This window comes from Dellaglioa sp. BT-FLS60, from assembly GCF_054941065.1.
In genome coordinates, this window is record NZ_JBSOLI010000026.1 from 12,371 (window position 1) to 37,911 (window position 25,541).

Genomic DNA, 25,541 nt, shown 5'->3' on the forward strand with positions numbered 1-25,541 from the left:
GAAGGGAAGTTATGTAATGACACATTCAGAAATTATGTTGGACTATTTGGACGAGGGCCAAATTGATGAAGCAATGAAAGAATTTGCTAAAGCATTGAGAAAAGATAATGATGCAACCTTGTTTAGTTTGGCTGAAGAACTGTATAGTTTAGGCTTCTTAGCGCAATCTAAGCGTACTTATGAAAGATTGTTGGAAAAATATCCAGAAGAAGACACATTAAGAACATTCTTAGCAGATATTGCGATTAGTGAAGGCAAATCTGATGAGGCACTTAATTATTTGTCAGAAATTGATGAAGATTCAGATGCATACCTACAATCTCTTATGGTTGCGGCTGATTTGTACCAAACGCAAGGTATGTTTGAAGTTAGTGAAAATAAATTATTGACGGCATATAAATTAGCACCAGATGAGGAAGTTATTCAATTTGCTTTAGGTGAATTATATTTCAATACGAAACAGTTTAGTCAGGCAATTGGGTTTTATCTTGAATTAATTAAGGCAGGTCAAACTGAGCTTTCGCAAGTTAACCTCGTTCAAAGATTAGGCGTTAGTTACGCAAATAGTGGTCAATTTGAAAGAGCAATGGCTTATTTGGAACAGATTCATTTAGAAAATATGGATTCTGATACTAAATTACAAATGGGATTAACGTATTTACAATTAAATGATCAACAAAAAGCAATTGATATTCTTTATGATTTGAAAGAAGAAGATCCTTCATACACGTCACTATATCCAATTCTTGGGCAAGCACTGACAAGCGAGAATCGATTGAATGATGCGTTACTTGTCTACCAAGAAGGTTTAGCAGTTGATGAGGTAAATGATACGTTATATGAACAAGCAGCTGTTGTTGCCTTAAAATTGGATGATGAAAAGCAAGCAGAAAAATATTTGAATAAAGCAATTGCTGTTAATCCGGATAATACGGGAATATTACTTCAATTAAGTAACTTATTAGTTAAGCAAGAACGTGATGATGAAGATATAAAATTGTTAGAAGATATAAAAAGTGATGGCGATGTGGATCCACAAATATTTTGGAATTTGGCAATTTCGTATGAAAGGCTTGAAGATTATGAAAAAGCTGAAGAAAATTATTTAGAAGCCTATCCATATTTTACTAATCAACCTGATTTTTTAAGATCTGTTATATTTGTCTTTAGAGAAAATGGGCGACAAGAAGAATTACAAGATGCAATCAAGCATTATTTAGCACTTGTTCCTGATGATCAAGAAATTATCGACATTCAAAATGATGCAAATTATTAAATTAGAAAAAGATAGTTATACCAATATGAAGGGTATGAGCTATCTTTTTTTAGTGTATCTATTTGGTTGAAGGGAGTGATTAAAATGGCAAAGATTCATTTAGTTACGCCAAAATTAGAAGATAGTGATGAAATATTTAATTTAATTGTTCATAGTCGGTTTGAACTAACCCAATGGCTTCCTTGGGTAGAATTTATGAAATCTAGTGCTGATGAAATTAATTTTTTACGTAAATCACTTCAAGATAAAACTAAATTAACATTCGTTATAAAAATCAGTGGAGATATCATTGGTATGATTGATTTACATGAGATAAATTATTTAGAGAGAACAGCTGAAGTCGGCTATTGGCTAGATAAAGACGCCGTTGGGAAAGGGACTGTATCGGTGGCGTTGAGGATGCTTGAAGAATTGGCTCATAGAGATTATGAAATTAAAAATTTGAAAATAATTTTAAACTTGAATAATAAAAAGAGTGCACAAGTGGCCAAAAGAAATGATTATCGATTCGTAGAAAAAATTGGCCAAAATTTATGTTTTGAAAAGGAATTAGGATTTTCCTAATTCCTTTTTTAATACGTTTAAATAGTTAAGTTCTGTTTAATTATTAAATGACGATAGTATAAAAGTGAACTTGGATCAATTCTTAATTTGGCCATAAGTTCTGAATCTGGTGCCGTGTTATTAGTGAGAATAAAAAAGCAAACAGCTGATTGGTATAGCGAACTTGGTGAGCTATTAGGTTCAATAAAGTGTAAATCTTTCTTTAGATATTTATGTAGACCAGGTAAAGATAATAAGGGGGATTGATTATTTTTGCGTAATTTTAAAAAGCAATCATCAGATTGTTGCATATCTTGTAGTTGTTGAATATAAATGTCAAACTGATTCAAAAAAATTTGTTCTGTCTCTGAGAAAATTAACTGCTTAAAAGAACGATAAAATCCAGGTTGTAAGATTTCTGAAATTTTATAGAAGTGTCGTGTCATTAATAAAACAAGTCGAGAATAATAACTAATGTCTGAATTTAAAAGATAGAAGTCAAAGTTTACTAACCAATCAAATGTTAAAATAGAACTGCTACTATTTTTTTTACCCTTTAACATTAGAGTTGGGATATGGGTATTAATCTGATGAACAAATAAGTATTTAAAATAACCATTCAAATGTGATAAAACCTTTGTATATGTTGAATTTTTAATTTCTCGTTTGTCTTGAAGCATGACTAGATACTGTCGGATGTCTTCTTCTAAAATCGTTTCAACACTGTTAGAGGTTTGATAAGTGATATTAAAATGGAGAAGGTAATTAAAAAAATCATGAATATCGTGATTATATTCTAAAATCGTTGATTTAGATAAAGAACGAGACCTTAATGATAAATTAAAAGCTTGTTTATAGGGATAATTCATTTGGAAAATCTCCTTAGTAATAAATAATAAGTTACTTTAACTATAACGCATTTAAAAAGAAAACGCACTGCAAAAATCGCAGTGCGCAAAACAAGTTATTTATTAAAAATCTGACTTATTTTATTCTTTTTCTGTCGATCATAACTAAATCCTTGACCTAATACCTCATTAACATTGCTAATCGAGACAAATGCATTTGGATCTAGCGTTTGTATTATTTCTTTTAATTGATGAAGTTCATTTCGGTTTATGACAATATAAATCATTTTTTTATCTTGGTGAGAATAAGATCCCTCACCATTAATATAGCTAACGCCTCTTTCTAATTTGGACCAAATTTCATTAGTAATCATTTGATACTGATTGCTAATAATTAAGATGCCAAGCCCGGAGTAACTGCCTTCAAGCGTGAAATTGACAATTCTTGAGAAAACGTATGAGCTTAATAGGGTATACATCATATGTCTAAGGTCCAAATAACTGAGTGATATAATTAGTACAGCGACATCAAGCGCAAGAATTGTTTTTCCCATTTGAATGCCACGTGTTTTTTCTAAAATTCGTGCAACGACATCCGTACCGCCAGTTGTACCGCCAAAACGATAAACCAATCCAGAACCCAAACCACCGAATGCACCCGCAAGTATACCTGCTAAAAATAAATCATTATTCACATCAATATGAATTGGGACACGTTGCCAAATCCATAAAAAAGCTGATAACATTATTGTTCCATAAATAGTGTAAATTAATGAGCGCTTACCTAAGAATCGGTAACCAATAATGATTAATGGAATATTAATTGCAAGTGTTGAATAGGCTGGATCAATGTGAAACCAATAACGTAAAATTAAGGTTACACCGGTAATACCACCTTCAGCCAGATGATTTGTGATATTAACAGTTGCTAGTCCAAATGCATAAAAACAGCACCCAAGAGCAATCATTATTAAATCTATTAATTTAATTCGTTCATTTTTTAAAATTGGGTTCACCTCCTGAAGTAAAGTTCCTTTGATTATCATACCATATTATCGATAAATGTCTGGCGACTAACATTTTAAATCTAGTATAAATCTGTTAAACTAGATTGTATTAATTAAAAGAGGAGGATTACTATGATTAAAGTTTTGGTCGCTGGATTTAAGGGACGAATGGGTACCACTACAACGAATATGATCTTAGAAAATCCATTATTTGAATTAGTTGGTGTTTACAGTACATCAGCTACAGAAAAAAATATAAATGAAATTGCTGACTATAAAACACATGATGTACCAATATTTAACGATTTAGAAAAAATAAATGTGGCAGCTGATGTTTGGATTGATTTTACTGTTCCAAACGCTGTTTTAAAAAATGTTAAATTCGCTATTTCAAAACATATATCACCCGTTGTTGGGACAACGGGTTTATCAGAAGATAATATAAATGAACTGAAGCAACTGGCTAAAGCTGAAAAGTTAGGTGGCTTAATTGCACCTAACTTTGGGATTTCTGCTGTGTTATTGATGCAATTTGCACAACAAGCTGCTAAATATTTACCTGATGTTGAAATTATTGAAATGCATCATGATAAAAAATTGGATGCCCCAAGTGGGACTGCTTTGAACACCGCAAAATTGATTGCTAAAGTTCGGAAACCTAAAGTTCAAGGAAATCCCGACGAAAAAGAGACATTACCTGGCGCAAGAGGGGCTGACTATGAAGGTATGAAAATTCATAGTGTCCGATTGCCTGGATATGTTGCGCATGAACAAGTATTATTTGGTGGAAATGGTGAGGCTTTAACTATCCGTCAAGATTCATTTGATCGCATTTCATTCATGTCTGGTGTTGCCGTAGCCGTTGAAAAAATAGGTCAATATGAAGAATTATTTGTTGGATTGGAAAATATTTTATGATTGTTTCTAATCTTGCGGATGATTTTATTAATGCAGAACCAGTGATTACGGCCATTGAAGATGCTGGATTTGAAGCTTATTTTGTTGGAGGTAGTGTGCGGGATACCATTTTAAAGTTGCCTATTCATGATATTGATATTGCGACTAGTGCATATCCCAATGAAATTAAAGAAATATTTAATAAAACAGTTGATACTGGCATTCAACATGGGACAGTGATGGTTTTAGATCATGGAGAAGGCTATGAAATCACCACTTTTAGGACAGAATCAACTTATCAAGATTTTAGACGTCCGGACCATGTTGAATTTGTTCGTTCATTAGAAGAGGATTTAAAACGTCGCGATTTTACAATTAATGCATTAGCAATGACTCATGAGGGCCAGATTATTGATTTATTCGGTGGTTTACAAGATTTAGAAAACCATCTTATAAAAGCAGTTGGTAAAGCTGATGAGCGTTTTAATGAAGATGCACTAAGAATGATGAGAGCGATTCGTTTTGCAAGTCAGTTGGATTTTACAATTGAGGAAGAAACCGCTAAGGCATTGAAAAAACATGCACCACTTTTGAAGAAAATTGCCATTGAACGTATTCATATTGAATTCGTTAAATTACTATTAGGGAAAAATCCTAAAATTGGCTTACAACATTTCGTTAAGGCTGATTTAGCACGATATTGTCCTGAATTTGATAAATATTTACCAGAATTAATAAATATGTCACAAATATCAACCATTAAATTAACCTCGGAAGTAGCTGCTTGGTCGTTAGTCATTCATGTCTTAAAAATAGCAGAATCTGATATTAGTCGATTTTTAGTGGCATGGAAAAGTTCAAATGAGCTGATTACAAATGTTCAAGTTGTTATTAAAGCACTAACGGGTATCTTAAATGACACTGTTAGTCGAGAACTGATGTATGAGACAGGATTAGAACGCTTGCTAATTGCCAATGAAGTCGCAGCAATCTTTAATAACCACTTAGATGCTAAAAAATTGGCAACGACTTATGAGCAACTTCCTATTAAGTCGAAAAAAGAGATGGTTATCAATGGTGGTCAATTAATAAAAGAAGTCGGTATTCGACCAGGTGAAAAGTTAGGTCGTATTTTAGCCATATTAGAACACCGCATTTTAATGGAAGAAGTTCCAAATGAATCAACTCAATTATTAAGATTAGCTGAACAATTAATGTCAGAATTAACGTAATTTAGAAATTACAAGACGTGTTCAGTAAATTTAACCTATAAAAGAGAATCAAATTAGATAAGAGAGTGATGACATGCAAACACTAAGAGTCGAACATTTAAAGAAAACATATGGTGAAAAGACATTATTTGACGATTTAAATTTTATCGTCAATGAAAAAGATAGAATTGGATTGATTGGAACTAACGGTTCAGGGAAAACGACATTGTTAAATGCGTTGACTGAACTTGATCCAGCTGATTCAGGCGATTTAATTAAACCTAATAATTACCGTATGAGTTATTTAAAACAAATTCCTGAATTAAATGACGATATGACCATTATGGAGGCAGCGTTTGAAGGGGCTTCACCTGTTTTTGAAACTATTCGCCACTATGAAGCAGTTTTAACAGCATACAGTGAACATCCTGAAGATGAAAAATTACAGCAACGTTATTCCGATGCAGAAGATCGCATGAACCGTGAAGATGCATGGAATGCCGACAACGACGTTAAAACCATCTTGACGCAATTGCAAATTACTGATTTAACACAAAAAGTTGCTACTTTGTCTGGTGGACAGAAAAAAAGAGTTGGGTTAGCTCAAGTCTTGATTCAAGCACCTGACTTATTAATTCTTGATGAACCTACTAATCATTTAGATTTTAGCTCAATTGAATGGTTAGAAAGCTATCTTAAAACGTATAAAGGCGCTTTAATTGTTGTTACTCATGATCGTTACTTTTTAGACCAAATTGCGAACCAAATTTTAGAATTATCATTTGGTAAGTTGTATGCTTACGAAGGTAACTATCAAGATTTTGTTGCTCAAAAAGCTGAAAGAGTGGCTCAAGAGGTTACGGCAGAACACAAAGAACAACAGTTATATAAAAAAGAATTAGCTTGGATGCGAACGGGTGCCAAAGCTAGATCAACAAAACAACAAGCACGCATTAATCGATTTAATGATTTAAAAGAAAATATGAATTCGTTACAAATCGATCAAGACGTTTCAATTGGATTAGGACAACAACGACTGGGTAAAAAGGTCATTGAATTAAAAGATGCTAGTTTAGTTTTAGAAAATCATAAAATTATAGATCATTTTAATGAATTAATTCAAGCAAGTGACCGAATCGGGATTACTGGTAAAAATGGTGCTGGTAAATCAAGTTTACTTAATGCTATTGCCGGTAAGTTACCGCTTAATTCTGGTGAATTATTAATGGGTGAAACAGTTAAATTAGGGTATTACCAACAACAAACTGAACCGATTCCTGGTGACAAAAGAATGATTAGTTACCTGAATGAAATTGGTGAAAATGTTGAAAACAAGCACGGTGAACGGATCAGTACCACGCAACTTTTGGAACAATTTCTTTTTCCTCGATTTATGCACGGAACGTTAATTAGACAACTATCTGGTGGCGAAAAAAGAAGACTTTATCTCCTTAAATTGCTTATGCAACAACCAAATGTTTTGTTATTAGATGAACCAACAAATGATTTAGATATTGGAACATTGACTGTTCTTGAGGATTATTTAGAATCATTCAATGGTGCTGTTATTACGGTTTCTCATGATCGATATTTTTTAGATAAAGTTGCAGATCAACTTCTTATTTTTGAAGGTGATGCTAAAATTAATCGCTATACTGGTTTGTTTACATCATATCTTGCAAATAGTGCAATACAAGATGAGACAGTAACAGCGAATAAGGCTAAAACTGTTGAAACTGAAACTATTTCAGATGACAAAGCAAAAAATAAATTAACTTATGCTGAACAAAAAGAGTTTGAAACAATTGAACAAGAAATCGATACCTTAGAAACTAAAAAAGAAAAAGCCGAAAATGATATGGCAAGTACTAACGGCAATGATTTTGTGGCACTAAGTGATTTACAAGTTTTAATTGATAAATTAGATACTGAAATCGAAGAAAAAATGACCCGTTGGGACTACTTAGGGAAATATGCAGAAAAGGAGTAATTATCGTATGGAAGAAACGTATTTACAACTCGAACGTGATATTTTAGAACATGGAAATGATAAGACTGATCGTACACAGACTGGAACTAAAAGTCTTTTTGGTTATCAAATGAGGTTTGATTTAAGTCAAGGATTTCCATTACTAACAACTAAAAAAGTACCATTCGGTTTAATTAAAAGTGAATTGTTGTGGTTTTTAAAAGGTGATACCAATATTCGCTATTTATTAAAACATAAAAATCATATTTGGGACGAATGGGCTTTTAAAAACTATGTTGAAAGCTCTGAATATAATGGCCCAGATATGACTGATTTTGGTCATCGTTCACTTTCAGACCCTGATTTTAAAAAAGAATATGACAGTCAAAAGAAACTTTTTTGCGATAAAATTATTGAAGACGATGCGTTTGCCGAAAAATTTGGCGAACTGGGTGATGTTTACGGAAGTCAATGGCGTAAATGGAAGACGAGGCAAGGGGACACAATTGATCAAATTAAAGATGTTATTGAAGCAATCAAAAAAACACCTGATTCTAGAAGATTAATTGTATCAGCTTGGAATCCAGAGGACGTCCCTAATGTTGCCTTACCTCCATGTCATACATTATTCCAATTTTATGTGGCCAATGGTAAATTGAGTTGTCAATTATATCAAAGAAGTGGTGATGTTTTTTTAGGTGTTCCATTTAATATTGCTAGTTATGCGTTGTTAACCCATCTAATTGCAAAAGAAGTTGGACTTGAAGTTGGCGAATTTGTTCATACGTTAGGTGACGCACATATTTATAATAATCATATGGATCAAGTGAAGGAACAGCTGACTCGTGACGTTCAACCAATGCCCAAGTTGTGGTTGAATCCGGATAAAAATAGTATTTTTGATTATAATATGTCGGATATTAAAGTTGAAGGTTATAATCCAGCACCTCCAATTAAAGCACCTGTTGCCGTTTAATCGTTTATTCTATAAGGAGATTACGCATGATTAATTTTATTTGGGCCGAAGATAATGAGCATCATATTGGATATCAGGGGAAACTGCCTTGGTATCTGCCAAATGATTTAAAATTTTTTAAGGCAACAACCCTCAATAAGGTCATTGTGATGGGGAGAAATACATTTGAAAGTTTCCCAGGATTATTGCCAAATCGAATTAACGTTGTTGTCTCAAGTCAAACAGATTTGATTGAAACAGATAACTTGAAAATTGTCCACTCGATAGCTGAATTGAAGACTTTATTAGGAAACTATACTGGTGATATTTTTATTATTGGTGGCGCAACTTTATTTTCAGAAATGTATTCAAGCGTTGATTGTCTGTACCAAACGAAAATTGATGCTATTTTCGAGGGCGATGTGACCATGATTCCTATCGAATATCACGATTGGAAATTGGTCAAAATAATTCCTGGTATCGTTGATGAAAAAAATAAATATAAGCATGAATTTAGAATTTATGAAAAAAATAAGCACTAAAAAAGTGAAGTTACACTCAAAGACTTGTAGTGGATTTCTAAGACGGATGTACCTTCTGTAAAGTAGATACGTTAAAAAATATAAAAGGCTAAACTCAATAGGGTTTGGCCTTTTAGTGCATTTTGATGCGATTATTATTATACGAAGACATAGCTTGACTAATTTGTTGAAGCCTTTCTTCTTCAGTAGCTGTATGATAAAAATTGAAGAATTCATCTTTTAAATGTCTCCCAAAACTTTTCATACATGCTTCTAGTTTTTAATTGTACTTTATCAATCTTAGTTATTTACTTGTTCTCTTTTTTCTTAAACTCAAAAATCCCATTAAGATACCACCAATTTTTTTGATTTAATATAATATCGTTTACCCATTTTAGTTTGTCATTGATATTGTATATTTTATTGATGGCTTGATAAGTTAAAATAGCCGTTGTCATAGCAACTTTTCCGTACCTCATTTCATGTTTATTACTTATACAGCATATAGTCACATATATTCCAGAACCTTTTGGAGAAATGAAGTTTCTACCTGGTTTACCAAGTCCAGCAGTTTGCTCGTTAGAAATAATAAGCGATTTTTTTATTTATTTATTGACATGCGCTGACGTAATTTTTTTCGTGCTGTATTCATTGTTAAAGTAACGGTATCGTATCTAAAAGTATTAAATATATCTGATTGTTTAATTGACAAAAAATCATTCCTTCTTGTTTGGTGGTTTGCAAATTATCAAAAAAAGTCTTAGTATACACATATGATGATTATTGATAGTAATTTAGATGACACGCGCGTAGAAATTTTTAAAACTTTATCCGATTCAAACCGGTTACGTATGATTCGGATTTTACATCACGCACAGAGAGAATTAACTTGTGGAGAGGTGGGAGAAGAACTTAATATTAACAAGTCGACCGTTTCATATCATTTTAAGATGTTGCGATTAGTTGGTTTGACAAATACACGACGTGATGGGCAAAATAAATTCCTTTCAATTCGAAATGAAACATTTGAAAAATATTTGCCTGGATTTTTGGATTCTTTGTAATCCATTTTTTTTAACTGATACTTCGATGGCCATCGTACAACAAAATGTATATTGAATCAAATTAGTAATCAATCTAATTTTGTTGGGGAGCTTATTATTAAATAGTTTGATAGTTATCAACTAATAGAATAATTTGAAAGGGGTTTGAAATGATAAAAAAAACGAATCTAGTGTTAATTATGACTGCTGTTTTTACAGCTACCTTTATGACATCTGTCGAGACAACCATTATTACAACAGCATTGCCGACTATCATTAACAAATTACATGGTATTTCTCTACAAAGCTGGGTTTTTTCAGTATATTTACTAATTACAGCAATAACAACTCCAATCTATGGAAAGTTCTCTGATCAAATTGGTAGAAAGCCTGTTTTCTTAACAGGTTTAGTTTTTTTTACTATTGGATCATTTTTTTGTGGAGTGTCACAATCTATGCCGATATTAATTGTATCGCGTATTATTCAGGGCATTGGTGCTGGAGCCATAATGCCGATTACATTTACGATTATTGCTGATTTATTTACATATGAACGGCGAGCAAATATATTAGCGCTGAACAACACTGCTTGGGGGGTCTCAGCTTTAGCAGGACCTTTGATTGGTGGCTTTATTGTAGACAAATTGAATTGGCATTGGGTATTTTTCATAAATGTTCCTCTTGGAGTTATCGTAATTTTATTGGTGCTTTTTGGATATAACGATAAAAAGGTAACGACAGGACGAAAGCATATTGATATTTCAGGAATTACATCATTATCAATTTCGTTAATTACACTACTTCTGATATTTCAAAACTTGAGTAATCAGGATAGTTCAATAATTTTAGAAATAACATTACTACTAGTTTTTATTTCAACTACTCTTATATTTTTGGTAGTCGAAAGAAAATCGGTTGATCCGTTAATCCCATTATCTCTTTTCAAGAATAGGACCTTTTCCGCTCAAATAATTACCGCATTACTGTTGAGCGGTGCACAGATTGGGTTTCAAATATATTTTCCAATTTGGTTGCAAGCTTTATATCGTGCGCCGGCTTCTATTGCAGGGCTAGCTATTACGCCAAGTCCGGTAATGTGGCTTGTAGCGTCCTTCTTCGTAGGAAAATTATTAAAAAAGTGGGCCCCAAAACAAATACTACTTGTGGTTACCTTAATATTAATAGTTGCATATATACCACTTGTATTTAGTAATCAAAACTTTAATCTTGTTTGGTTTTATGTCATTGCTGGTATAACCGGAGCTGCATTAGGCATAGCAATAACAACAAATACAGTAATCGCACAAAAGTTGGTTCCAGAAGAGAACGTGGGTCTAGCTTCTTCAATGCTTACGTTGGGACGGACTCTCGGGCAGACAATAATGACAGGTATGTACGGACTTGTATTTAATTTGAGTGTAGGCAGTCAACTAAGCAAACACCGTGAACTGTCGCTTTCACAAATTAATGAATTTATTAATTCAAATTCACAAGAAAGTATTATAAACTCTGTCAGGAAATTACTGAGCAACGTACTTTTAATTACACTTCATAATATTTTTTATTTAGTTATTTTAATGTTTCTTTTAGCCATTATTGTCAATTTTTTTGATAAACAAAAAAAACCAATCTGAAGTGAACCCCAAAAATTGGAGTGAACTTCTAAGATACTAATTGGTCGGAAAGATTTCGGTAGTCAACTGGAGTCTTTCCGACCAATTTTAATCTAATTAGATAATTATTATAGTTATCGCCAGATTTGATTACAGCCTTTTTTTAATCCTCATAGGTTTCAAAATAGTTACCTTAAAAAAGCATCAAAAAATTTATTAGGTGCCAAGACGTTTAATTCTGATGAATATCGTTGAACCCATGAAATCACTAACGATGAAAGGTAATCCTCAATGACTTGAATTTTAAACTGTTTAGAAAATTTAACCATAAAAATAGCCCCCAGAATTGGATTTTGGTCCAATACTGGGGGCTAACTATAGATTGAAAATAGCTTCACTTTTTACATTTTCAAGTATAAAATAAAATTGAAAAGAACATTAATCCTGTACCTAGCATCACAAACAGGTGCCAAACAACATGTAAGTATTTGACGCCATTAATACTATAAATGCCCGCACCAATTGTGAAGGCCAAACCACCAGAAACTAATAACCAAAAACCGGTTACGCCAAGACTAGCATAGAGTGGGAACATAGCACTTAGGCAAAGCCAACCCATAATCAGATAAATAATTGTTGAAATTGTTTTGAAATGACCTAACCAGATTGATTTATAAATAATTCCCAAAATGGTCATGACCCAAATAATTCCGAATAATGTCCAACCTAATGCGCCACCAACAGCGATAAGACAGTAGGGAGTATAAGTCCCTGCAATTAAAATATAAATACTGCTGTGATCAAATATTTGAAAAACGGTCCTTGCCCGTGTAAAAATTAAACTGTGGAATAACGTCGACGTTAAGTAAAGTAATACTAAAGATGAGCCATAAATGGCATATGATGTAATTTCTAATGCACTTCCATCATGAGTTCCTTTGATAATTAAAACAATTAATCCTGCTATGCTTAATCCAAAACCAATGCCATGGGTCACGGCGTTTAACACTTCATTCAAAATGAGGTAGCGCCTACTGTAATTTTGTTCCAAAAAAACACCTCAGTCATTAATTTCTATGTGAAATAGACTAGCATGTCTGATATACTAGACATTAAACATAGAAAAGTTTATAGTGACGTTATTGTATCATGATTAAAAACTTTTGTTAAGAAAGTGTGGATGAAGAAACATGTCAAACATTAAAATAGTAACAGATTCATCTGTTGGATTAATAGATGCTGAAGTAAAAGAAAACAACATTAATATTATACCTTTAAGTGTTATGATAAATGATTCGATTTACGTTGAAGGTGAATCAATTACAAATGACGAATTCGAAGAAAAAATGGAAACGTCAAAAACATTACCAAAAACAAGTCAACCACCGATTGGAACTTTTGTGGAAATGTTCGATAAACTTGGCTCAGATGGAAGCCAGGTCCTTTCACTTAATATGACAGATCAAATTAGTGGGACGGTGCATACTGCAGAACAAGCTGCACAAATGAGTCAATCAGATGTGACAGTTGTTGACACACGATCTACTGATCGAGGTATGGCATTCCAAGTTTTAGCAGCAGCTAAATTAGCAAATGCTGGTGCATCAATGAACGATATTTTAACAAAAATCGCTGAAATTCGTGAAAATTCAACCTTATATATGGCTGTTATGACCTTGGATAATTTAGTTAAAGGTGGCCGTATATCAAGATTAACAGGAGTCCTTTCAAGCGTTTTGAATATGAAAATCATTCTTGAAATGATAGATGGTGAATTAAAAATTAAAAATAAAGGCCGTGGTATGAAGACGGTTAATAAGTTTGTTTCAGATTTAGTTGAAGAATTAAAAACAACACCTCACGTTAAATCAATTGGTATTTCTCATGCTGGAAATGAAAAAAAAGCATTTGAAGTTCGTGATTTATTACAGGCGGCAGTTCCAACCATAGATATTCTAGTTCGCCAAACAGCTCCTATTATTGCCACACATGGTGGTCCAGGAGCATTTGCGGTTATGTTTTATGTAGATAAAGACTAAGAATCTTAAATGATCACATTTAAACTGGTCCAAAAACAACTGTTTTTGTCCAGTTTTTTTAATCTTAAAAAGGAATGATTTTTTGAAATTTTTAAAAAGCTTTTTAATCACTATTTTAAGTATTATGGTACTAAGTGGCGTTATATTTGGCGGTATGTGGTTCGCAACGGGCCATTTTTCAAATCAAAATTTAATTACAATTCCACACAAAAAAAAGGCGATTAAATTAGTAGCACTTGGTGATTCTTTAACGCAAGGTGTAGGAGATACAACCAATAAAGGCGGATTTGTACCATTGATTAAGGCAAAAATGAATGCTAAGCAACAAGTCAAAGTCACATCTTCTAACTTTGGCTTATCAGGAGATCGAAGTGACCAAATCTATGCTCGTCTAAAGAATCAACCTAAGATGCAAAAAACGTTATCAAAAGCCAATGTTGTAACTTTAACAGTTGGTGGGAATGATTTATTGCAAGTTATTCAAAAAAATATTTTATCTAATGACGTGACTAAATTAAATAAAGCAATAACTGCTGAAGAGCTGACGTATACAACTAAATTAAACGAATTATTTAAAGAAATTCGGAAATATAATAGTAGTGCGCCTATCTATGTCATTAGTGTCTATAATCCATTTTATGTTTATTTCCCCAATATGAATAGTATGACGACAATTGTTCAATCATGGAATAAAACGACTAATAAAGTTGTTAAGGCTGACAAAAATAGTTACTTTGTTACAATCGCAAAACAGCTTTCTGAGGGACAATATTATGGTAAAACAAATACGTTAACTAAAAAATCAGACAATTCCGATTTATCTGGGTTATCTGGTTTTAACCTTGAGAGTGTTTTACAGGAAAAAGATGAGAAAAACGATTATATTTCTGTAACAGATCATTTTCATCCGAATAATAAAGGCTATAAAAAAATGACCGATTTATTATACGAATCAATGCAAAAAAATCATTTATTTAAATAATGGGAGAGTTATGGCTAAGAGATCAGAACAAATTCACGTAAAATCTAAAAAAAATTTTAACGCATGGAAGGTAGCATTTATCGTGTTACTTTCTTTATTAATTGGTACGATGCTTTATCTTTTTGTTAGTGTGGCAAGCCAGTCGCAAGACCAAAAAACATTAACAACGCAAACGAATTCAAAAGCAACAGAAAGAACAAGCCTTAGTGTTGAAATGAATAAGGAACAGCTAAATGGAACGATTAATTATTATTTAAAATCAATTCAAAAAGGACAATCAATTAAATATCGATTTTTGGTAGATAAATCTGCGATCTTAATGGGTACAACAAAGGTTTTAGGGCAAAATATTTCGTTTACGTTGTACTCTGATCCAGTTGTGACACCTAATGGAAATATTGTATTAAAAACCAAATCAGTTGCTGTTGGTTCTTTACCAGTTCCTAAAAAATTTATCATGAATTATGTAAAAAAAGCATACACATTACCAAACTGGATTACCATTGATAGTCAAAAGCAAACAATTATGCTTAACTTAAAAGAGCTAGATATTGAAAATGGTATACAGGCTAGTGCGACAAAAATTGATTTAAAGAACAATATTTTTAAATTCGATGTATCTATTCCCTTAAATTAAACGAGGTATAATTTTATGAGACAAACATTCTATCAATTTTTAATGACCGAACGTAATGATCACGGTATAGATGAAGTGGCACAATTTGCGAATAATGCTTTTTTTGATCAAAGTTTCCCAAAACTATCAGATAATTATGATTTTGTATCCAATTATCTTGAATTAAATGCGGGCTATTTGCCTTCAATGACCATCTTTGATGATGCTTGGGCACGATATTTAGACAAAATGAATTAGTGGAGGTTTTTAAACATGGAAAAAAGAAAAAAAGCAAGACGGTTTAAAGCTGATCGTCATTTTTGGACATTGTTAGGTTCAATTTTTTTAGCATTTATTATTGGCGCCGCGGCAATGTATTTTTTTGCAATTAAACAAATTAATAAAGAAGTTAGCTCGTTACAAAGTACCAATTCAGATTTAACTAAAATTGAATCTGTATATTCAACGTTAAACAACTCTTATTATAAAAATATAAGCAAGAAAAAATTAATTAATGGTGCAATTAATGGAATGGTTGATGCAACTGGAGATAAATTTACGTCTTACTTAGGTAAAGCTGACGCAACTGATTTAAATTCAACTATTACAAGTAAATTTGTTGGTATTGGTGCAGAAGTTAAACTTAATAAGAAGAATATCCAAATTGTATCCGCCATCAAAGGAACGCCTGCTAAAAAAGCAGGTTTGAAGACAGATGATATTATTCAAAAAATAGATGGTAAATCAATTTATGGTGATAGCTTAGATAAAGCTGTTTCAAAAATTCGTGGTAAAAAGGGAACTACCGTTAAATTAACTATTAAACGTGATTCATCAACTTTTAATGTTTCAATAAAACGAGATGATATCCCTGTTAAAACGGTTTATAGTAATATTTCGAAGAAAAATAAAAAAGTTGGCTATATTCAAATTAGTACTTTTTCTGAGAATACGTCTAAAGAAGTTAAAGCTGCAGTAAAATCCCTTAGAACAAAAGGTGCTACATCATTTGTTCTTGATGTTCGTGATAATCCAGGTGGTCTTATGGATCAAGCATTGGCAATTGGGTCAATGTTCTTAAAAGATGGTAAAACAATCATGCAAGTTAAAACCAAAACTGGAGATCCGCAAGTATATAAAGCTGGTAAAAAGTATGATTCCGGGTTTAAAGTTACGGAAAAAACAGTTGTTATGATTAATAAAGATAGCGCAAGTGCTTCTGAAATTTTAGCAGCTGCACTTAATCAATCGGGTCATGACAAATTAATTGGTTCTACTTCTTATGGTAAAGGAACTGTTCAAACAATCAGTACTTTTACTGATAAGACAGAATTAAAAGTAACGATTGCTAAATGGTTGACGCCTGATGGTTCTTGGATTAACAAAAAAGGAATCAAGCCAACTGTTTCAGCTGATTACCCTGCATATGCTTACTCAGCATTAATTAATACTGATGAAACATACAAAAAAGAAGATGTTTCAACTCAAGTTAAAAATATACAAACTTATTTAAAGGCACTTGGTTATTACAAAAATAAAGATAATGGCTATTACGGTACATCAACGGTTAACGCCGTTAAGGCTTTGCAAAAAGCCAATAAATTGAATCAAACGGGTGAAGTTGATAAAAAAACGGCTTTAAAAATTGAAACTTTGATTCAGGAGAAACTTTCAAAAGATGATCCTGCATACGATGCGGCAATTAAAGCAGCCACAAATTAATAAAAGACTGGAGAGAGTGAAACTAAATAGCGGAACTCTCTTCTTTTTGTGCATAATTTAAGGTATTCTGATTAAGAACGTTAAATATAAAGAATTAAGCAAGTTAATCAAAAATTTTCTTGGCTTAACAAGGAGAATTTAAATGACAGTAATCCAATGGTTCCCAGGACATATGGCAAAAGCCTTACGATTAGTAAAAGAAAAATTAAGTTTAGTAGATATTGTACTCGAATTAGTTGATGCAAGGTTACCTGAATCATCTAGAAATCCACAACTGGAGCAATTACTTGCCACAAAACCTCATGTGATGGTTTTGACAAAAAAAGATATGGCTGATCCTAATGTGACTGCTCGTTGGTTGCATTACTATGAAAGTAAAGGGATTCCAGCTGTTGCTGTAGATAGTCAGCATGGACAACTAAATGCGATTGAAAAGAAAATAAATGTCGTTTTAAAAGATAAATTAGCGTTACGAGAAAGTAAAGGGATTATTCAACAACGTGTTAAGGTAATGTGTATTGGAATTCCTAACGTTGGAAAATCAACATTATTAAATCATTTAGTAAATAAAAATGTTGCCATAACAGGTAATCGACCTGGTGTAACAAAAGCACAACAATGGTTAAAAGCTGGGAAATCAATGTCACTTTTAGATACACCCGGTATTTTATGGCCAAAATTTGAGGATCAAAAAATTGGTCAACGTCTTGCTTTAACTGGCGCAATTAAAGATTCTTTATATTCAAAAGATGATATCGCCTTGTATGGATTAGAGCATTTTAAACAAACAAATCCAAAGGCATTACAAGAAAAATATAAATTAACTGATGAGCAAATGGCGATGAGCGATGTTGATTTATTATTAGCTTTAACAAAAAAAATGGGCTTTAAAGAGGATTACGATCGTGCAAGTGAGCGTGTCATTTTTGACATTAGACAAGGAAAACTTGGTCGTTATACCTTAGAGATTCCGCAATTAGGTGGCGAATAAACGTGTCTGAACTCACAATTGCTCAAATAAAAACACAATTACTTGATCATCCTTCAGATGATTTTATTCAAGAAATTACTGAAGATCCTCGTAAAGGTGTTATTAAACTTTTGGCACAATATCATAATCGACAAACAAAAACTCTTGAACACCAGGCTTCTTTTGAACATAGGTTATTGATAGAAAGAAATCTTTGGCAAAACGGTATTCCGTATATTGCTGGGATAGATGAGGTTGGCAGGGGGCCTTTAGCTGGCCCAGTGGTTAGTGCGGCCGTTATTTTACCTCATAATTTCAACTTAGTTGACGTAAATGACTCTAAAAAATTAACAGCTAATAAACGCGAGGCACTATATGGTCAAATATTAGCTGTGGCGATTTCTGTAGGTGTATCCGTGATAGATAATCAGATTATTGATGAAGTTAATATTTATCAAGCCACTCGAATTGCTATGTTGGAAGCTGTCAATTCATTAGATGTAAAGCCACAACAATTATTAATTGATGCCATGACAATTGATAGCGATATTCCGCAAGAAAGCTTCATTAAAGGTGATTCTAAAAGTGCTAGTATCGCAGCGGCTAGTATTGTGGCTAAGGTTTACCGTGATCATTTGATGACCTTTTATAATGAATTGTATCCGGGATATGATTTCACTCATAATGATGGTTACGGAACTAAAAATCATTTAGCAGGACTTGATGAATTGGGCGTAACGCCAATTCATCGTCAAACGTTTGAACCAATCAAATCAATGCTAAAAAAATAACCAATTGAATACGTACCTTATTAGTATTAACTAATAAGGAGAACCCATGACAATAAGAGAAACTTTAATTAAACTTAGATTATGTTCAGAAATTACGTATATTGGTGAAAATAAGCTTTTTGATTGGTTACAACAAAATCCAAATTGTACAGATTTAACTTTGGAATTAATCAATCATATTCTAAAATTTAATAGTAAAAAAAGAGCCAGCTTTAACAGGGTCTATACTAGTGCTTCGTTGCAGGCTGAAGTTGTTGCTAATGAAGCGCATGCCACAATTGTAACTATTATTGATGAAAATTATCCGTATCGGTTGAAAGAATGTTATCGGCCACCAATTGTTCTTTTTATGCGTGGTAATTTACAACTATTAAATCGGCAATCACTAGCTGTTGTTGGTGCTCGCCAAAGGACAGCCTATTCAATAGAAGCTATTCGATTGTTATTACCGGCAGTTGTTGAAAGTAAAAAAGTTATTGTAAGTGGATTAGCAACTGGTGTTGATACACTTGCACACCAGTTTTCAATCGCTAATGAAGCTGATACGATTGCAGTAATTGGGACTGGTTTAAATAGATACTATCCAAAAATAAATAAAGAATTACAAATTGAGATTAGTCAAAAAGGACTTTTAATTTCCGAATATGGACTCAATACGGGCCCTGAACGAAATCATTTCCCAGAACGGAATCGAATTATTGCAGGTCTGTGTGAATGCCTATTAGTTACGGAGGCTAAGCATCATAGTGGTAGCTTAATAACTGCTAACTTGGCGTTACAAGAAAATCGCACGGTTTTGGCCGTACCAGGATCAATTTCAAGTCCACTTTCACTTGGTTGTAACGAGTTGATAATAGCCGGCGCAATGCCAGTTATTAATGGTCAACAAATACTTGAAGAGTTTTACGAAAACTAATTACGCTTGACAAGCCTCTCTATCATGCTTTAAGATTACTTACGATTTTAAAAATGTTATTGCTACCAATATAATTACGATGAAGGAGTTCAATTATGCCAGTAACCAAGAAGAAAAAAAGAACACCGGCTAAGAAAAATCTAGTTATTGTTGAATCACCTTCTAAGGCCAAAACAATTGAAAAATACTTAGGAAGTAGCTATCATGTCGTAGCTAGTCTTGGACATATTAGAGATTTACCTCGAAGCAAGATGGGTGTCGATGTCGAAAATAATTATGATCCCCATTATATTTCAATTCGTGGCAAAGGTGATGTCATTAAAAGTTTAAAAAAAGAAGCGAAAAAAGCGAAAAATGTTTATCTTGCGGCCGATCCTGATCGTGAGGGTGAAGCAATTGCTTGGCATTTATCGCACATTTTAGATTTGGATATTACAGCAAAAAATCGTGTTGTTTTTAATGAAATTACAAAAGATGCAGTAAAAAATGCTTTTAATGAGCCTCGGTCAATTGATATGAATCTGGTTGATGCGCAACAAGCTCGTCGTATCCTTGATCGATTAGTTGGTTATTCAATTAGCCCTTTACTTTGGGCAAAAATAAAAAAAGGATTGAGCGCAGGTCGTGTTCAATCTATCGCTTTGAATTTAATTATTGAAAGAGAAAAAGAAATTCGCGCCTTCCAACCTGAAGAATATTGGACCATCGATTCTGAATTTAAAAAGGGCAAAGAAAAGTTTGATGCTGCTTTTTATGGTATCAATGGAAAGAAAAAAGCACTCAAAACTAACGATGATGTTCAAAAAGTGATGACTTTAATAGACACAAAAGTTGATTTTGATATCACTGCCGTTACAAAAAAAGAACGAAAAAGATTTCCCGCATTACCCTTTACAACAAGTACCATGCAACAAGATGCTAACAGAAAATTAAATTTCCGTACAAGAAAAACTATGATGGTTGCACAACAATTGTATGAAGGAATTCATCTTGGAAAACAAGGGACTGTTGGGTTAATTACTTATATGCGTACCGATTCAACTCGTGTATCTACAACGGCTAAACATGAAACTGCTCAATATTTACATGAAAAATATGGTGCAGAATATGCCGCTACCAAGCCAAGAAAAGGGAAACTACAAGAAGGCGCCCAAGATGCCCATGAGGCTATTAGACCTTCATCTGTCTTACGTACGCCTGCTTCAATGAAAGATTATTTGAGTAACGATCAAATGAAATTATATAAGTTAGTTTGGTCACGATTTGTTGCTAGTCAAATGACACCTGCAGTTATGGATACAATGTCTGTATCCATTGAACAAAATGGGGTCGTTTATCATACTTCTGGTTCAAAAACTAAATTTGCTGGATACACAAAAATTTATGAAGATAACAAAAAATCAGATAATATATTACCTGATTTAGAAGTTGGCGATCATGTTAATTTGGCTAAAAATCAGCCTAATCAGCATTTTACTCAGCCACCTGCTAGATTTACTGAAGCTAATTTAATTAAAACACTTGAAGAAAATGGTGTAGGCCGCCCATCAACGTATGCGCCAACGTTGGATACCATTCAACGCCGTTACTATGTAAAATTAGTTGCTAAACGTTTTGAACCAACTGAATTAGGTGAAATTGTTGATGATATGATTGAAGCTTATTTCAGTGATATTGTGAACGTTAAATTTACTGCTGAGTTGGAAAAAGGTCTTGATGACATCGAAGTCGGGGACGAGAATTGGGTTAAAGTCGTTGATGATTTTTATAAACCTTTTTCAAAAAACGTTGAACATGCTCAAGAAACAATTGAAAAAGTTCAAATTAAAGATGAACCCGCTGGATTTAATTGTGAAATTTGTGGGTCACCTATGGTCGTTAAAATGGGACGTTATGGGAAATTTTTCGCATGTAGTCGATTCCCAGATTGTCGTAATACAAAGGCAATTGTTAAAGAAATTGGTGTTATTTGCCCATTATGTCATCAAGGTGAAGTCATTGAACGTAAATCTAAACGTAATCGTTTATTCTATGGATGTTCAAGGTATCCAGATTGTGAGTTTGTTTCATGGGATAAACCAATTGGCCGTGAATGTCCTAAGTGTCAACATTATTTAATTGAGAAAAAAGTCAAAGGCGGCAAACAAGTTAAATGTAGCCATTGTGACTACGAAGAAGCCGTTCAAAAATAAATCAGATTATCTGGTAGCAGGAGGATTATAATGCCAAATATTAGCGTTAATGTAATTGGTGCCGGTCTTGCCGGTAGTGAAGCTGCATGGCAAATTGCCAATCGAGGGGTTCACGTTAACTTGTACGAAATGCGCCCCATTAAAATGACACCAGCTCATCACACTGAAAATTTTGCTGAACTGGTTTGTACAAATTCTTTAAGAGCCAATCAAATTTCGAATGCAGTTGGTCTTTTAAAAGAAGAAATGCGCCAATTAGATTCAGTAATTATGACATCTGCCGACCACAACTCAATTCCTGCTGGCGGTGCATTAGCCGTCGATCGAGATAAATTTTCTAAAGAAATTACTAATTTAGTCAAAAATCATGAAAATGTAACGGTTATTAATGAAGAGTTAACTGAATTACCAGAAGGACCAACCATTGTTGCCACTGGTCCATTAACATCAGCAGGATTAGCAGAATCAATTCAGCAATTAAATGGTAGTGAGGGCCTGTACTTTTATGATGCCGCTGCACCTATTTTAGAAAAATCATCATTAGATATGAATAAAATCTATCTAAAATCACGATACGATAAAGGTGATGCCGCTTACCTGAATTGTCCAATGACTAAAGAAGAATTTATTACTTTTTATAAGGCCCTCATTGAAGCTGAAACGGCTGAAATGCATGATTTTGAAGATGAAAAGTTTTTTGAAGGATGTATGCCAATCGAAGAAATGGCTAGAAGAGGTGCTAAAACGATGCTGTTTGGTCCTTTAAAACCAGTCGGTTTAGAAGATCCAAAGACTGGTAAACAACCTTTTGCTGTTGTTCAATTACGTCAAGACAATGCTGTCGGTGATTTATACAATATGGTTGGTTTCCAAACACACCTTAAATGGGGCGAACAAAAGAAAGTTTTTTCATTGATTCCTGGGTTAGAAAATGCTGAATTTGTTCGTTACGGTGTTATGCATCGTAACACATTCATGCGTTCTCCTGACACCTTAGAACCTACGTACCAATCAAAATTTAGAGATAATCTCTTTTTTGCTGGTCAAATGACCGGTGTTGAAGGTTATGTTGAAAGTGCTGCAAGTGGCTTATTAGCAGGTATAAATGCTGCTCATCTTGTTTTAGGAGAAGAACCAGTCGTTCTACCTAAGACAACTATGATGGGAGCCATGGCTCATTATATAACACACGCGAATGGCAAGCATTTCCAACCAATGAACGCCAATTTTGGTATTGTACCAAAATTAGGCGGAAAGAAAATTCGAGATAAGCAAGAAAAAAATCAAGCGGTTGCAAATCGTGCGCTAGAGCATTTAGCCATATTTAAACCAACTCTTTAAATATTTATGAAATATCTGATTAAATAATTGAGTTATCCTTCATTGTTGTGCTACAGTAGTAGCGTTCAATGAAGTTTTTTTATACAATAAAATGAGAAATAATGGAGGAATTTATTATGGCAACTGTTTCATTTCATGCAACAACAATTTGTGCCGTTAAGCATAACGGACATTGTGCAATGGCTGGAGATGGTCAAGTTACGATGGGTGAGAAAGTTATTATGAAAGGGACTGCCAGAAAAGTTCGTCGTATCTATAATGATCAAGTAGTAGTTGGTTTCGCTGGAAGCGTTGCTGATGCATTCAACCTTGAAGAACGTTTTGAAAAAAAATTAAATGAATTTAGTGGGAATTTACAGCGTGCTGCAGTTGAATTAGCACAAGATTGGCGTAGTGAACAATCATTACAAAAATTAGAAGCTCTTTTAATCGTGATGAATAGTAAAGAAATGTTACTTGTTTCTGGTAGTGGTGAAGTTATTGAACCTGATGACGATATTTTAGCAATCGGTTCTGGTGGTAATTTTGCACTCTCTGCTGCAAAGGCCCTTAAACACCATACAACTGATATGTCTGCCAAAGAAATTGCCGAGGCATCAATCAATATTGCTGGTGATATTGATATTTTCACGAATCATCATGTTATTTCTGAAGAATTATAGAAAGTAGGTAAATTTATGACTGTAATTGATAAAACACCAAAACAAATTGTAACTGAATTAGATCAATACGTTATTGGTCAGAATGATGCAAAAAAAGCGATAGCTGTTGCCTTGCGTAATCGCTATCGTCGGATGCAACTTTCTGAATCCATGCAAAAAGATGTCACACCTAAAAATTTAATGATGATTGGACCAACTGGTGTTGGTAAAACTGAAATCGCTCGTCGTTTAGCAACTATGTTGGAAGCGCCATTTGTTAAAGTAGAAGCAACCAAATTTACCGAAGTTGGTTATGCTGGACGTGATGTGGAATCAATGGTCCGTGACCTAGTTGATGTTTCAATCAAATTAGAAGAAGACGCTCAATATGGTCGTGTTTCGGGCGAAGCATCAAGAATGGCAGATAAGCGTCTCGTAAAATTGTTGGTTCCTGGTATCAGAAAACAAAAAAAAGCTGAAAATATCAATATTATGCAAATGATGTCTCAAATCCAAAAGGGGCAAATGCCAGCAGGTTTGGACACGGAAAACGAAGAAGAGGTTACTGATGACATTAGAAATGAACGGTTATCTGTGTCAGAACAATTAAATCGTGGTTTATTAGAAAATAACGAAGTTACAATCAAAATTGATGAACCTAAACAACCATCTGGTATGAACGGTATGATGGGCCAGATGGGAATTGATATAGGAGATTCATTAAGTGCTTTAACGCCAACTCGAAAAATCGAAAGAACGTTAATTGTATCAGAAGCACGAAAAATTTTAATTCGTGAAGAATCAAAAAAATTAGTTAATTCGGCAGATATTAACCAGGCCGCAATTGAACGTGCTGAAAATACGGGAATTATTTTTATTGATGAAATTGATAAAATTACCTCTAAATCTCAAAAAAATAGTGGTGAGGTCTCAAGAGAAGGTGTGCAACGTGATATTCTCCCAATTGTTGAAGGCTCTCAAATTTCAACTAAATTTGGCCCGATTAATACTGATCACATCTTATTTATTGCATCTGGGGCATTTCATGAAAGTAAACCTAGTGATTTAATCGCAGAACTTCAAGGTCGTTTTCCAATTCGGGTTGAATTAGATGATTTAAGTCAATCAGATTTTGTTAAAATTTTGACTGAACCTCATAATGCGTTGATTAAGCAGTATATTGCCCTAATTGGCACTGATAATATCAATGTGACATTTACAATTGAAGCAGTAGAAAAAATATCTGAAATTGCATATAACGTTAACCACGATACTGAAAACATTGGGGCACGTCGTTTGCATACTATCCTTGAAAAATTACTTGAAGATTTATTATTCGAAGGACCTGATATGCAGATGGGAGACATTACAATTACTGAAAGTTATGTCGAAGATAAGATTGGCAATATCGTTGCCGATAAAGATCTTAGTCGTTATATCTTATAGAA

General features: G+C 33.5%; 27 protein-coding genes. 21 read left to right on the plus strand and 6 right to left on the minus strand.

Going from position 1 to position 25,541, the window contains the following annotated elements:
- Positions 1–16 precede the first annotated feature (16 nt).
- Together ACVQ8P_RS00960 and ACVQ8P_RS00965 are read left to right on the plus strand one after the other, a co-directional pair.
- On the plus strand, positions 17–1,276 hold the full coding sequence (locus ACVQ8P_RS00960; RefSeq protein ID WP_462296977.1) for a tetratricopeptide repeat protein: 1,260 nt from the start codon (positions 17–19) through the stop codon (positions 1,274–1,276).
- Between the two features lie 84 nt (positions 1,277–1,360).
- Complete coding sequence (locus ACVQ8P_RS00965) at positions 1,361–1,840, plus strand: GNAT family N-acetyltransferase (RefSeq protein ID WP_462296978.1); 480 nt, start codon at positions 1,361–1,363, stop codon at positions 1,838–1,840.
- A gap of 17 nt (positions 1,841–1,857) precedes the next feature.
- Here ACVQ8P_RS00965 and ACVQ8P_RS00970 read toward each other — a convergent pair whose 3' ends face one another.
- Both ACVQ8P_RS00970 and ACVQ8P_RS00975 read right to left on the minus strand, forming a co-directional pair.
- Positions 1,858–2,688: a site-specific integrase gene (locus ACVQ8P_RS00970; RefSeq protein ID WP_462296979.1), complete on the minus strand. Its 831-nt coding sequence runs from the start codon at positions 2,686–2,688 to the stop codon at positions 1,858–1,860.
- Positions 2,689–2,783: 95 nt separating this feature from the next.
- On the minus strand, positions 2,784–3,674 hold the full coding sequence (locus tag ACVQ8P_RS00975; protein ID WP_462297043.1) for a YitT family protein: 891 nt from the start codon (positions 3,672–3,674) through the stop codon (positions 2,784–2,786).
- 132 nt (positions 3,675–3,806) lie between these two features.
- Between ACVQ8P_RS00975 and dapB the strand changes: the two genes are divergently transcribed.
- The 5 genes from dapB to ACVQ8P_RS01000 all read left to right on the plus strand — a co-directional run bounded on the left by dapB (position 3,807) and on the right by ACVQ8P_RS01000 (position 9,248).
- Positions 3,807–4,592, plus strand: coding sequence for a 4-hydroxy-tetrahydrodipicolinate reductase (gene dapB, locus ACVQ8P_RS00980; RefSeq protein ID WP_462296980.1), 786 nt, complete (start codon positions 3,807–3,809; stop codon positions 4,590–4,592).
- Positions 4,589–5,803, plus strand: coding sequence for a CCA tRNA nucleotidyltransferase (locus ACVQ8P_RS00985; protein ID WP_462296981.1), 1,215 nt, complete (start codon positions 4,589–4,591; stop codon positions 5,801–5,803). Before dapB ends, ACVQ8P_RS00985 begins: the two co-directional genes overlap by 4 nt.
- A 73-nt stretch (positions 5,804–5,876) precedes the next feature.
- Complete coding sequence (locus ACVQ8P_RS00990; RefSeq protein ID WP_462296982.1) at positions 5,877–7,772, plus strand: ABC-F family ATP-binding cassette domain-containing protein; 1,896 nt, start codon at positions 5,877–5,879, stop codon at positions 7,770–7,772.
- A gap of 7 nt (positions 7,773–7,779) precedes the next feature.
- Entirely contained in the window at positions 7,780–8,727 is a 948-nt protein-coding gene (locus tag ACVQ8P_RS00995; protein WP_462296983.1) for a thymidylate synthase, read from the plus strand.
- Between the two features lie 26 nt (positions 8,728–8,753).
- Positions 8,754–9,248: a dihydrofolate reductase gene (locus ACVQ8P_RS01000; protein ID WP_462296984.1), complete on the plus strand. Its 495-nt coding sequence runs from the start codon at positions 8,754–8,756 to the stop codon at positions 9,246–9,248.
- Between the two features lie 112 nt (positions 9,249–9,360).
- On the opposite strand, the gene ACVQ8P_RS01005 is transcribed toward ACVQ8P_RS01000, so the two are convergent.
- Positions 9,361–9,492: a hypothetical protein gene (locus tag ACVQ8P_RS01005; RefSeq protein WP_462296985.1), complete on the minus strand. Its 132-nt coding sequence runs from the start codon at positions 9,490–9,492 to the stop codon at positions 9,361–9,363.
- 43 nt (positions 9,493–9,535) lie between these two features.
- On the minus strand, positions 9,536–9,832 hold the full coding sequence (locus ACVQ8P_RS01010; protein WP_462297044.1) for a hypothetical protein: 297 nt from the start codon (positions 9,830–9,832) through the stop codon (positions 9,536–9,538).
- A 168-nt stretch (positions 9,833–10,000) separates the two neighbouring features.
- Here ACVQ8P_RS01010 and ACVQ8P_RS01015 point away from each other — a divergent pair, with 168 nt between their 5' ends.
- Both ACVQ8P_RS01015 and ACVQ8P_RS01020 read left to right on the plus strand, forming a co-directional pair.
- Positions 10,001–10,291, plus strand: a complete 291-nt coding sequence (locus ACVQ8P_RS01015) for an ArsR/SmtB family transcription factor (RefSeq protein WP_462296986.1) — start codon at positions 10,001–10,003, stop codon at positions 10,289–10,291.
- Between the two features lie 152 nt (positions 10,292–10,443).
- Positions 10,444–11,904, plus strand: a complete 1,461-nt coding sequence (locus tag ACVQ8P_RS01020; RefSeq protein WP_462297045.1) for an MDR family MFS transporter — start codon at positions 10,444–10,446, stop codon at positions 11,902–11,904.
- Between the two features lie 167 nt (positions 11,905–12,071).
- Here the strand turns inward: ACVQ8P_RS01020 and ACVQ8P_RS01025 are convergent, their stop codons facing one another.
- Both ACVQ8P_RS01025 and trhA read right to left on the minus strand, forming a co-directional pair.
- Positions 12,072–12,212: a hypothetical protein gene (locus ACVQ8P_RS01025; protein ID WP_462296987.1), complete on the minus strand. Its 141-nt coding sequence runs from the start codon at positions 12,210–12,212 to the stop codon at positions 12,072–12,074.
- Positions 12,213–12,292: 80 nt separating this feature from the next.
- The gene (gene trhA, locus ACVQ8P_RS01030; RefSeq protein ID WP_462296988.1) at positions 12,293–12,934 is read right to left on the minus strand and encodes a PAQR family membrane homeostasis protein TrhA; all 642 of its coding nucleotides are present in this window, start codon (positions 12,932–12,934) and stop codon (positions 12,293–12,295) included.
- 139 nt (positions 12,935–13,073) lie between these two features.
- Between trhA and ACVQ8P_RS01035 the strand changes: the two genes are divergently transcribed.
- From ACVQ8P_RS01035 to hslU, 12 genes are all read left to right on the plus strand, one after another.
- Entirely contained in the window at positions 13,074–13,922 is an 849-nt protein-coding gene (locus tag ACVQ8P_RS01035) for a DegV family protein (RefSeq protein ID WP_462296989.1), read from the plus strand.
- Positions 13,923–14,004: 82 nt separating this feature from the next.
- Complete coding sequence (locus ACVQ8P_RS01040) at positions 14,005–14,904, plus strand: SGNH/GDSL hydrolase family protein (RefSeq protein ID WP_462296990.1); 900 nt, start codon at positions 14,005–14,007, stop codon at positions 14,902–14,904.
- 10 nt (positions 14,905–14,914) lie between these two features.
- On the plus strand, positions 14,915–15,541 hold the full coding sequence (locus tag ACVQ8P_RS01045; RefSeq protein ID WP_462296991.1) for a YpmS family protein: 627 nt from the start codon (positions 14,915–14,917) through the stop codon (positions 15,539–15,541).
- A gap of 15 nt (positions 15,542–15,556) precedes the next feature.
- Positions 15,557–15,778, plus strand: coding sequence for a YozE family protein (locus tag ACVQ8P_RS01050; RefSeq protein ID WP_462296992.1), 222 nt, complete (start codon positions 15,557–15,559; stop codon positions 15,776–15,778).
- A gap of 15 nt (positions 15,779–15,793) precedes the next feature.
- Complete coding sequence (locus ACVQ8P_RS01055) at positions 15,794–17,242, plus strand: S41 family peptidase (protein WP_462296993.1); 1,449 nt, start codon at positions 15,794–15,796, stop codon at positions 17,240–17,242.
- 142 nt (positions 17,243–17,384) lie between these two features.
- A complete protein-coding gene (gene ylqF / locus ACVQ8P_RS01060; protein ID WP_462296994.1) occupies positions 17,385–18,233 on the plus strand; it encodes a ribosome biogenesis GTPase YlqF in 849 nt (282 codons plus the stop codon).
- 2 nt (positions 18,234–18,235) lie between these two features.
- Positions 18,236–19,003, plus strand: a complete 768-nt coding sequence (locus ACVQ8P_RS01065) for a ribonuclease HII (RefSeq protein WP_462296995.1) — start codon at positions 18,236–18,238, stop codon at positions 19,001–19,003.
- Positions 19,004–19,049: 46 nt separating this feature from the next.
- The gene (dprA, locus tag ACVQ8P_RS01070; RefSeq protein WP_462296996.1) at positions 19,050–19,919 is read left to right on the plus strand and encodes a DNA-processing protein DprA; all 870 of its coding nucleotides are present in this window, start codon (positions 19,050–19,052) and stop codon (positions 19,917–19,919) included.
- A 95-nt stretch (positions 19,920–20,014) separates the two neighbouring features.
- On the plus strand, positions 20,015–22,111 hold the full coding sequence (gene topA / locus ACVQ8P_RS01075) for a type I DNA topoisomerase (RefSeq protein WP_462296997.1): 2,097 nt from the start codon (positions 20,015–20,017) through the stop codon (positions 22,109–22,111).
- Between the two features lie 30 nt (positions 22,112–22,141).
- The gene (gene trmFO / locus ACVQ8P_RS01080) at positions 22,142–23,452 is read left to right on the plus strand and encodes an FADH(2)-oxidizing methylenetetrahydrofolate--tRNA-(uracil(54)-C(5))-methyltransferase TrmFO (RefSeq protein ID WP_462296998.1); all 1,311 of its coding nucleotides are present in this window, start codon (positions 22,142–22,144) and stop codon (positions 23,450–23,452) included.
- 116 nt (positions 23,453–23,568) lie between these two features.
- Positions 23,569–24,114: an ATP-dependent protease subunit HslV gene (gene hslV, locus ACVQ8P_RS01085; protein WP_462296999.1), complete on the plus strand. Its 546-nt coding sequence runs from the start codon at positions 23,569–23,571 to the stop codon at positions 24,112–24,114.
- A 15-nt stretch (positions 24,115–24,129) separates the two neighbouring features.
- The gene (hslU, locus tag ACVQ8P_RS01090; RefSeq protein ID WP_462297000.1) at positions 24,130–25,539 is read left to right on the plus strand and encodes an ATP-dependent protease ATPase subunit HslU; all 1,410 of its coding nucleotides are present in this window, start codon (positions 24,130–24,132) and stop codon (positions 25,537–25,539) included.
- Positions 25,540–25,541: the final 2 nt, after the last annotated feature.